We start from the raw sequence: 10,522 nt of genomic DNA, 5'->3' as shown, positions 1-10,522 counted from the left end.
GGACGGGCCCTGCCGCGTCCCGATCCGGATCGGCGCGGCAGTACGGCGACACGGCGACACGGCAGCGTGGCGGATTCGACGGAATCCGGCGCGCCGGTCCGGGAACACCGGCGATCCGGATCGCACGGTATTTCCGCTGAATTACCGCAGATTGCGGGAATGGGTCGCCCTTCCCGTATATCCGGACATTGCGGGCGTATTTCATGAGCATGTATTCGGCGGGTTCGGTGTGGGTACTGTCGTGATCGCGTCATGTGGTCTAAGTTGTCCGAGGTGTCGAAGTGAGTGGGGGGAAAGCAGTGTGGGATCTCGCACCGGTCGTTCTGCTGCGTTACGCGGGGTTCCCGCTGGACCTGTTGGATCCGCTCGCCGACGAGGCCGCGGCCGAGCGGGCGCGGGCGCTGATCGACCGCACCCGTGAGGCGACCGGGCTGGCCCAGCGGGTGAAGACGGCCTTCCGGGAGCACGGAATCGGGAAGGACGGCGATCTGGCCTCCGACCTGGGCATGCTGCGCGCCGTACCCGAGGACGTCTGCTCCCGGATCGACCCCCGGCTCGACGGCGCGGGCCGCGAGGCCCTGCACGCCTACAACCGGGCCGTCGCCGAACTGGACGGTTCCTGGGGCGAGTTCACCGAGGAGCACGCGGCCCGGCTGGAGGCCGGCCGGCAGTACGTGATCGACGCTTTCGACGATCCGTCGCTGCGCCAGGTGCTGCTGCTCTCGAACGACGCCGGATACCGGGAATTCACGGACTGGCTCGACCGCGGCGGTTCCGGATCCGCCGGACACCGCCGGCGAATGACGGATTTGCTGACGATGTATTTGCAGCGGGTGACGACCAAGAACGAGACGAACTCGCACTTCGGCCCGCTCTCCACCGCCCGGATCACCGACCGGCCGGGCGCCGTCGCCTGGTCGGACGGACCGCTCGAACGCCGCGCCTTCCTGGCCCACTGGGCTGGCGAAGCCCTCGCCGAAGTCTTCAGCGGCCGACCGGAGTTGAGGGACCTCGTCCGTCCCCGGCGGCGCCCGCTGGCCTTCCTGGACGGGGATTCGCTGCGCCGGTACGCCTTCCGGACCAGCAGCGGCATGGCGGGGGACTGGCGCTTCCTGCCGGAGGGGGCCGCCGAGCCGACTCCCGAGGAGCGCTGGGTGTGGGAGCGCTGCGACGGCCGGCAGAGTCGCGCCGCGCTGCGCACGGCCTGGTGCGAGCACCACCCCCACGCCCCGGCGGAGGAGTTCGACCGGACCCTGGACGGACTGGACCGCGACGGCTGGGTCGTCGCCCGCTGGGAGATCCCCGTCGGCGCCCCGGACCCGCTGGGCGTGCTGACGCGACTCCTGGAGGGCGCCGGTCCGGCCGGAGCGTGGGAGCGCGCGCTGGTCGAGCGGTTGGAGCGCGCCCTCGCGCGGTTCGCGACCGCCGCGCCCGACCGGCGGGCCGCCGCGCTGGAGGAGATCAAGACCGAGTTCTCGACGGCGACCGAGCAGTCCGCCAACCGGGCCGGCGGCCGGCACTACGCCGACCGCACGGTGGTCTTCGAGGAGGCCTTCGGGCCGGTGCGCGACATGACGCTGGGCGCCGACGTCGCCGCCACCCTCGGTACGGAGCTGGCCCCGGCGTACGACCTCGCGCTGCTGACCTCCCGCCGACGGCTGCGCCGGGAGACCGAGCTGCTGCGGGACTGGGTGGTGGAGGAGTTCGGGGCGGACACCCCCGTGCCCCTGGACCACTTCTACGCCAGGTTCTTCGATCGGAAGCCGGCTCTCGACCGGGCCTGCGAGGAGATCGACCGGGACGTGGCGGGCCTGGAGGCCGAGATCGCCGCGGCGCTGTTGGGGGAGCGCGACGGCGGGGAGCACGAGGTGGTGATCGAGGCCGCCCTGCTGGAGAAGCTGATCGCGAGCGAACCCGATCCGCTGCCCGCGGTCTGCAACCCCGACGTGCTGCTGGCCGCCCGCGACCGCGCGGCGCTGGACCGGGGCGACTACCTGGCCGTCGTCGGGGAGTGCCACGCGGTACGGGAGCTGCTGACGCACTCCAGCTTCGCGCCGATGCTCCAGTCCGACGCCCCGGAGCTGCTCGACGAGGTCCACCACCGGTACCGGGGGCTGCTCGCCGAGGACGAGCTGCTGCTGGACGTGGTCCGCTCCCACCGGGACAAGACCGGTACGGCCCTCAGCCACCCCTGCCCCGACTTCGAGGTCCACGGACTGTCCGGCAAGCCGCGGGACCAGGTGCTGCACCCGGCGCAGTGCCACGTCGTCGTCCGCGGCGGCCGGCTGGAGCTGCGGGCGGACGGCGTCGCCCAGCGCCTGCGGCTGATGGCCCCGCTGGCCGGCGGACCGAGCATCCGGCGGGACCCGCTGGTCCCCTTCTCCTTCCCCCGGCACTTCGGCGGCCTGGGCCTGCGCGGGCCGGACCGCGCCCACCTGCCCCGGATCCGGTACGGCCGGGTGGTGCTCCAGCGGGAGCTGTGGCGCATACCGCCGAGCGCCCTGCGCGGCTGGAGCCCCGGCGTCCACCGGGCGGCCGGGGACGCCCCCGAGTTCGCCGCCGCCTGCCGGCTCCGCGCCGAACTGGGGCTCCCGCGCTACGGGTTCGCGAAGATCCCGGGCGAACCCAAGCCGGTCTTCGTGGACTGGACGTCTCCGCTCCTGGTCCGGCAGCTCTTCCGGCTGGCCCGGAAGGCCCAGGGGGCCGTCGAGTTCTCGGAGATGCTCCCCGGGCCGGACCAGCTCTGGCTGGAGGCCGACGGCGGCCGACGCACCAGCGAACTGCGCTGCGCGGTCTTCTCCGGCGGGCCGGCGGCGCCGGCCGGGGACGGGTCGTGAGCGCCGGCGTCCTGCGGCCCGCCACCGTCGACCTGCACCTCCACAGCCGCGCCTCGGACGGGGACCACACCCCGGAGGAGCTCGCGCGGCGCGCGGTGTCCGCCGGCGTCACGGTGGCCTCCTGCACGGACCACGACACCCTCGCCTCGGCCGACGCCTTCCGCACGGCCTTCGAGGCGCTCGGCGGACGCTGCGTCACCGGATGCGAGGTGACCACGAGCTGGCTGGGCCGGGAGACCCACCTGCTCGTCTACGGCACCCTCGACCCCGACTTCGTCCGCCGGGTGCGCCGCGTCCACGAGGACCACCTGGCCTGTCTGCGGCAGCGGGTGGAGGCGGCGCAGGGCATCGGCGTCCCGGTCTCCTGGGCGGAGACCGAGGCGCTGCTCGGAGCGGACCGGATCCCCTACTTCGGCGAGATCCTGCGCCTGGTGCAGCGCAAGGCCGCGGCGGACGAACGGTTCGCCCACTACACCCCGGACACCCTGCTGGACCTGCAGCGCGACTGGTTCGAGGAGGGCCGTCCGCTGTACGTGCCGGATCCCGAACGGCCGTCCCTGCCGGAGGTGATCGGCTGGGCCAGGGCGGCACGGGGCGTGCCCGTGCTCGCCCATCCGGCCCGCGTCCTCGGGCAGGTCCCGGAGAGCGTGGACGCGCTGCCCGGGCTGCGCGACGCCGGGCTGGCCGGCCTGGAGGCCTGGACCACCTGGCACTCGCCGACCGAGGTGCGGAGCGTGCTGGACCTCTGCTCCCGGCTGGGGCTCGTCCCCACCCAGGGGTCGGACTTCCACGGCACCCGGATCAAACCGTGGGCGACCGGGCCGGGGCTCGTCCCGGGCGGCGGAGCATCCGACCCGCAGGCCCTGGTCGACGCGCTGCTCGCCGCCTGACACCCGCCCACCCCCACCACGAACCGACACCGAGGAGAGCCGACACATGGAACCGGGCACACCGGTCGCGGGGCACCCGACCGCATGGAGCGTCCTGCCCCTCGCCTTCCTGCGGCAGGCGGGCTTCCCGCTGGACCTGCTCGACCCGCTGCTGGCACCGGAGGCGGCCCGTCAGGCGGAGCGCGCCGAGGCGGCCGACGCCGCGGAGCGCGCGGCCGCGGGGAGACTGCGCGGCCTGCTCCACCGCGAGGCCCTGGGCGACGCCCACGCGGACATCACCAGGCGGCTCGGCCAGGGCCAGGAGCTCAGGCCGCGGCAGCTCAGACTGCTGGAGGAGCTGGGCCCGGACACGGCGCGGGCCGTCGAGGAGTGGCGGACGGCCGCCCGGTCGAGCCAGGAGGTCGGGCAGGAGTTCGCCCGCAGCCACCGCACGGCGCTGGACCGGGGCCGTGCGGCCGTCCTCGCCGCCTTCGACGACGAGGCCCTGCGGCAGATGCTGCTGCTGTCCAACGACGCCCAGTACGACTTCTTCACCGGCTGGCTGGACTCCCGCGAAGGGCCGGCCACCGCCGCCGAACGCGGTCGGATCGACACCCTCGCCCGCTACCTGCAACGCGCCTGCACGAAGAACGAGACCCACTCCCACTTCGGTCCCTTCACCCCGGCCAGGCTCACCCCGCAGGGCGGACCGGACTGGTCCACGGGCGCCGGCCTGGTCCGTACGGCCTTCATGACGCACTGGGCGGCCCAGGCCCTGGCGAGCACCGCCTCCTCCGACGACCGGCTGGTCGACCGGGTGCGGCCCAGGCGCCGTCCGCTCACCTTCCTCCTCGACGGCCGCGTCGAGCGCTTCCAGTTCGCCACCGACACGGTGTCGGACTTCGACAACTGGCAGTTCAGGAAGGCGGCGGAGCGCGCCCTGACGCCCGTCGAGGAGTGGATCCTGCGGCACGGCGACGGCGGGACCGAGCTGCACGCCCTCCGTGAACTGTGGCGCGGGCAGCACCCGGAGGAGGGCGAGGGCGGCGCCGCCGCGTTCGACGCGGTGGTCGCGGACCTGAAGGCCGACGGCTGGCTGATCGCGGAGTTCGAGGTGCCCAGCGGCACCGTCGACGCGCTCGGCGACCTGCGGGCGGCGCTGCCGGCGCACCCGGACGCCGACGGCTTCCGGCGCCTCACCGACGAACTCCGGGGCCTGCTGGCCGAGTTCGCCCAGGCCGAGGCGCACACGCGGCCCGAGCTGCTGGACCGGATCAAGCGCCGGTTCGAGGAGATCACCGGACAGCCCGCGAACCGCGGGCAGGGCGACATCTACGCCGACCGCAGCGTCCTCTTCGAGGAGTGCCGCAGCACCCTGCGCGACCTGACCGTCGGCGGCGCGGTCACCGACTTCCTCTCCGACGAGCTGACCCTCGCCTACGACCTGGTCCTGGTGCTGCCCCGGCTGCGCATCCAGCTGGAGACCGAGCTCCTGCACCGGTGGAGCCTGCGCCGGTACGGCCCCGGCCACGAGGTCCCGCTCAGGACCCTGTACGAGGACTTCTTCGCCGACGTGGCCGGCCTCACCGCCGAGGTCGACGCCATCGAGCGGCAACTGGCGGACAAGGCCGCCGAGATCACCGCCGTCCTGCTGCCCGACGACGCCGGGGCGCACCGGGTCGAGGTCGCCGAGGACGCGCTGCGCAAGCTCCTCGGCAGCTGCCGCACCTGGCCCGGAGCCGTGCTCAACCCCGACGTGATGTTCGTGGCGAAGAGCGCCGACCAGCTCGCCGCGGGCGACTTCCTGGCCGTCATCGGCGACTGCCACGCCGTCCGCGACCTCCAGACCCACACCAGCATCGCCCCGCTGCTGGCCGGGGAGTTCCCGGAGCTGCCGGAGCTGGTCGCCCGGCACTACGCCGGCATCGTCGCCGAGGACGAGGTCGTCGTCGACATCGTCCGCGAGCACGGGGCCAAGACCTCCGCCCGGGTCGACCTGGGCCAGCCCGACTTCGAGGTGGCCGGCCGGTCGCCCCGGCCGCGCGCGGAGGTGATCACACCGGAGTCGGTGTTCGTCCGGGTCACCGACCAGCGGCTGGAACTGCGCGACACCGCGCTCCCGGGACGGCTGCGCCTGATGGCGGCACCGGCCGGCACGCCGAGCATCCTGGGCGACCCGCTCAGCGTGTTCGCGTTCCCCCGGCACTTCGGCGGCGGCGTGCTCCCCGTACGGCCCCGCGAGCACACCCCCCGGATCACCTGCGGGCGGGTGGTGCTCCAACGGGAGGAGTGGCGGATACCCGTCGGACGGCTGACCGGGGACCGGCCCGGCGGCGACGACGCCGCCGACTTCGCCGCCGCCCGCCGGCTCCGCGCCGAACTGGGCCTGCCCGCCCAGGTCTTCGCCAAGGTCGCCTCCGAGCCCAAGCCCGTCTACGTGGACTGGAACGCGCCGCTCCTGGTCCGCCAGCTGTTCCGGATGGCACGCACCGACGGCGGCAAGGTCACCATCTCGGAGATGCTCCCCGGCCCGGACTCGCTGTGGTTCTCCCCCGACGGGCGGCACTACACCTGCGAACTCCGGTGCACGGTGTTCTCGCCGGGGGACGATGCATGAACACCGGCCCGCACGCGGAGGCCCGGCCCCGCGCCGAGCGCGGCCTCGGCGCCGGCTTCCGCAGGACCTGGGCCGCCTCCGCCGTCTCGGCCGTCGGCACGGGCATGCACTTCGCCGCGTTCCCGGTCCTGGCCGCGGAGGTGACCTCGGACCCGGGACAGCTCTCGCTGGTGACGGTCCTGGGCAGCCTGCCCTGGCTGCTCGTCGCGCTGCCCGCCGGCGTGCTCGTCGACCGGATGCACCCCGGGCGCATCATGGTCGCCGCCGACTTCGGCCGCGCCGTGGCCGTCGTCGCGCTGCTCGCCGTGCTCTGGGCGGGCGGGCCGAACCTGCCCGCGCTGCTCGTCGTGTCGGCGCTGCTGGGCGTCGGCGAGGTCTTCTTCGAGTGCGCCGCGCAGTCCTTCCTGCCCGCCGTCGTGGCCAAGGAGGACCTGGAGCCGGCCAACGGCCGGCTGTTCACCGGGGTGACGGCGGGCCGCGACTTCGTCGGACAGCTCGTGGGCGGCACGCTCTTCGCGGTGTCCCGGACCCTCCCGTTCGTGGTGAACCTGGTGTCCTTCGTGGCCTCCGGCATCCTGATCGCCGGCGTGCGCACCGTGAACGCCCCGCCGAAGCGGGCCGCCAAGGGCGCCATGCTGCCGCAGATCGCGGCGGGCCTGCGGCTGATCCTCCGCAACCGCGTGCTGCGCTCCTTCGCGCTCGCGTCGGCGGTGGTGAACGCCGTCTTCCTCGGCGAGCTGGCCGTCCTCGTCCTGTTCGCCACCCGGGAACTCGGGCTGGCCGAACGGTACTACGGGCTGCTGCTGACCGCGATGGCGGTGGGAGGCGTCGGCGGCGGCCTGCTGGCCCCGCGACTGGTCCGGCGGCTGGACCGCCGGGCGGCCCTGACCGGCGCGCTCGTCGCCATCGGAGCCTCCTCGCTGGTCCTCGGGCTCGCCGCCGAACTGTTCTCCGCGCTGGCCGCGTTCGTCCTCATGGGGTTCGCGATGACGCTGTGGAACGTCGTCGTCGTGTCCCTGCGCCAGATGATCGTGCCGGCGGAGTTCCTGGGGCGCACCAACAGCGTCTACCGGCTGCTGGGCTGGGGCGCGATGCCGCTCGGCGGGCTGCTGGCCGGGGCCGCCGCGGACGCCTGGGGGCTGAGGACGCCCTTCGCCCTGGGCGGCGTCGCCACCGTGCTGTGCGCGCTGGCCGTCGCCCGCGTGCTGCGCCGGGAGACCCTGCCGACCGACGCGCGGGAAGCCACTGTGCAGGAGGTCGGCGCGGTGGCTGCCGCACGGGAGACCGCCGCGGCGGCCGACGGGCGGGCAACCGCCGCGCCGGAAACCGACATTCGGGAATCGTAAGAAGAGGAATCTGATGGGGGAGACCGACATGGTGCCAAGGACTGCCGTCGCGCCCCTACCGGTGGGCGACGGAATCCACGCCGAAGCCGCCCGGTGGACTTTCGGCGGGGACGTCTTCCAGACGTTCGACGAGCATGTGAGCAAGAGCGTCCCGCTCTACCGGGAAGGTCATGAACTCGTAGCCCAGCTGTCGGACTTCTTCGTCCGCCCGGACGGCCTTGTCCTCGACGTGGGCTGCTCGACCGGCACCCTGATCCGCACGCTCGCGGAGCGTCACCAGGGCAGCGGGGCGAGGTTCCTGGGCGTCGACGTGGAACCCGGCATGGCGGCGGCGGCCGCGGAGCAGTGCGCGGCGTACCCGGAGATCTCGATCCTGGAGGCGGACGCCGCGGCCATGGAACTCGACCGGCTCGACTTCGCGACCCTGTACTACACCCTCCAGTTCATGCCGCGGGAACGGCGCAGGACCCTCCTGGCCTCGCTGTACGCCGCGCTCCCGGAGGGCGGGGCCCTCGTGGTGTTCGAGAAGGTGCGGTCCGCCACTCCCATGCTGCAGGACCTCATGCAGCAGACGTACCAGGAGTTCAAGGTGAACCAGGGCTACACCCCGGACGAGGTGCTCGGGAAGTCCAGGAGCCTCAAGGGCGTCCTGGACTGCCTCACCAGCGAGGAGAACATCGCCATGCTCCGAGGGGCCGGGTTCGGCCAGGTCATGACGATGCAGAAGTACATCTGCTTCGAAGGCTTTCTGGCCGTCAAATAACACACAGAGGAAGGTGTCCGGTGAGGTTTCCCGCCACTGAACAACTGATCGACTGTACGGCCCTGAACGGTTCGGCCCCGTGGGACCAGGCCGTGTCGGAGGTGGTCGCCGAGGCCGCGACCGCGCTGCGGCGGCACGGATTCGTCGTCTTCCGGATCGGCGCGCTGCGCTGGGACGAGGACCGCAGCCGTGACGTGGCGCACCAGCTCACGGCGGCGCTGCGCACCCGGCTGGTCCGGGACGGAGCGCCCGGGGAGATGTACCTGGAAGTGGACGCGGCGCAGCCCACCCCCGTCCCGGACGCGCGCCAGGTGCGCACGCTGCTGCCGCACCACGACGGCCAGCACTCCTCCTACCTGACGCCGAGCCTGCTCGACGACCCCGAGTGGGACCCCACGCTGCGGACCTTCTCGGACACCGGGTACACCACCACCCACCCGCACAAGCTGTACCAGGGCATCTTCATCGCCCACCCCGGGGAGGGCCTCAGCGTCACCACCTACTACGACTGGCTGCGCATCCTCGACGACGTCAAGGAACTGCGCGGCGACACCGGCGGCCTGAGCACGCCGCGCTGGCTCGCCCGGAACATCCGCGACTCCTTCGCCGCGACCCGGCGCAACGGGTCCGCCTACCCCACCGTCGCCGGCTTCCTCGGCCTGACCGAGGAGGCGCTGCTGGCCACGCCGCTGCTGCACTGCGAGCGCCCCCTCGCGGAGGTCGTCAAGGAGCGCTTCCCGCTGCTGCGTTCGCTCAGCACGCGCTGCCCCTGCGGGGAGTGCCAGGGCGAGGTCCGGCGGGTGTTCTGCCACGTCACGACCCTGGGCGCCGGGCTCAACTGGCGGGAGTTCCGGGAGCGTTACGAGATCCTGGCGCCCAGCGAGCGGTTCGACCTGCTGCTCGGGGACAACCTGACGATGCACCACGGCGGTCTGGCCGGCGGCCCGGGACGGGTGATCGAGCCGCTCTGCCTGGTGCTGGACGAGCCCCGGGGCCCCGCGTACGAGAGTTGGCTCCACGGCATGTGGCGCCGTCCGACCGGCGACGTCACCGCGGCGGCCGGCTCCGCCCGGGTCGCGGAGGTCGCCCGATGACGGGGAGTGCGGAGGGTACGGTCGGCCCGGCCGGGGACCGGGACGTCACGGACGGGCTCGCCGAACTCGCGGGCTCGCTCGGCTACACCCCGCCCGTGGTGCTCAGCAGCGGCGTGGAGTTCCTCGTCTACCGGGCGAGCCCGCTGAGCGGCGCGGCGCACGAGGACGTGGTGCTGCGCGTGCCGCGCGCCCGTACGTTCCACACTGCGAACAACGTCGGCGTCGGCGCGGACGGCCTGCTGGAGCAGGAACTCCGGATCACCCAGTGGCTGGCCCCGGACGGCTTCCCGGTCGCCCGCGCCCTGGGCATCGAGTACACCCGGACCGGCACGCCGGTGCTGCTCTCGGCCTTCGTGGACTCCGACCCCCAGGCACCGGACTGGTCCGAGGTCGGGGCGCTGTTCGCGGCGCTGCACGCGAAGCCGGCCCCGGACCTGGCGCCCGTCGTCCAGTACGGCCAACCCGTTCCCGACCTGCTGGCGCAGCGGCTGCCCGACCGGTTCGGCAGGCTGCTGGACCTCCGCCCGGGCCTCGGCGAGCTGCCCGAGCGCGCGGCGATCGCGGCCCGGCTCGCCGAGACGTCGGCCGAGCCGGCGCTGCTCCACCTGGACCTGCGCCGGCAGAACCTGCTGTGCAGCCGGGGGCGGGTGGCCGCGCTGATCGACTGGTCCAACGTGCTGATCGGCGACCCCGCGATGGAACTGGCGCGGATGTCCGAGTACGCGCTGATCCCGGAGAACGGCCTGGACGAGCGGGCGATCCGCCAGGGCTACGAGGCCGCGGGAGGGAAGTCCGCCGTCACCCCCGCGGCCGACCTCCTCTACCGGCTGGACGCGGCGGTGATGCTGGCCCTGGTCTTCACCTCGGTGGCGCCGGACCCGCGGCTCGGGCCGGTGCAGACGGCGCGGGTGGTCGAACTCCTGCGGGACCTCGCCGACGTGTGGTGACGAGGCCGGGGGTGAGCTCCTCACCCCCGGCCACCGGACGACGGAAGGG

Annotated in this window: 7 protein-coding genes; all 7 read left to right on the top strand. The window is 73.6% G+C overall.

The genetic code is table 11. The features are described from left to right. Positions 1-299: 299 nt before the first annotated feature. The 7 genes from ACFU6K_RS18295 to ACFU6K_RS18265 all read left to right on the top strand — a co-directional run bounded on the left by ACFU6K_RS18295 (position 300) and on the right by ACFU6K_RS18265 (position 10,473). Positions 300-2,837, top strand: a complete 2,538-nt coding sequence (locus ACFU6K_RS18295) for a lantibiotic dehydratase (protein WP_380664198.1) — start codon at positions 300-302, stop codon at positions 2,835-2,837. After that, entirely contained in the window at positions 2,834-3,727 is an 894-nt protein-coding gene (locus ACFU6K_RS18290) for a PHP domain-containing protein (protein WP_380664196.1), read from the top strand. The genes ACFU6K_RS18295 and ACFU6K_RS18290 overlap by 4 nt, the downstream gene beginning before the upstream one ends. A 46-nt stretch (positions 3,728-3,773) precedes the next feature. Further along, positions 3,774-6,323 (top strand): lantibiotic dehydratase, encoded by a 2,550-nt coding sequence (locus ACFU6K_RS18285; RefSeq protein ID WP_380664194.1) that lies wholly within the window; start codon positions 3,774-3,776, stop codon positions 6,321-6,323. Then, positions 6,320-7,669 carry an MFS transporter gene (locus ACFU6K_RS18280; RefSeq protein ID WP_380664192.1) on the top strand — a complete coding sequence of 450 codons (1,350 nt, stop codon included), beginning with the start codon at positions 6,320-6,322 and terminating at the stop codon, positions 7,667-7,669. Before ACFU6K_RS18285 ends, ACFU6K_RS18280 begins: the two co-directional genes overlap by 4 nt. A 28-nt stretch (positions 7,670-7,697) precedes the next feature. Continuing rightward, complete coding sequence (locus ACFU6K_RS18275) at positions 7,698-8,432, top strand: methyltransferase domain-containing protein (RefSeq protein WP_380664190.1); 735 nt, start codon at positions 7,698-7,700, stop codon at positions 8,430-8,432. Positions 8,433-8,524: 92 nt separating this feature from the next. Continuing rightward, positions 8,525-9,526 carry a hypothetical protein gene (locus ACFU6K_RS18270; protein ID WP_380664188.1) on the top strand — a complete coding sequence of 334 codons (1,002 nt, stop codon included), beginning with the start codon at positions 8,525-8,527 and terminating at the stop codon, positions 9,524-9,526. Beyond that, positions 9,523-10,473: a phosphotransferase family protein gene (locus tag ACFU6K_RS18265; protein WP_380664186.1), complete on the top strand. Its 951-nt coding sequence runs from the start codon at positions 9,523-9,525 to the stop codon at positions 10,471-10,473. Before ACFU6K_RS18270 ends, ACFU6K_RS18265 begins: the two co-directional genes overlap by 4 nt. The last annotated feature ends 49 nt before the right edge of the window (positions 10,474-10,522 follow it).

It is taken from the genome of Kitasatospora sp. NPDC057512, assembly GCF_042802135.1.
GTDB lineage: Bacteria > Actinomycetota > Actinomycetes > Streptomycetales > Streptomycetaceae > Kitasatospora.
This window is presented reverse-complemented; position numbering and strand designations above follow the sequence as displayed.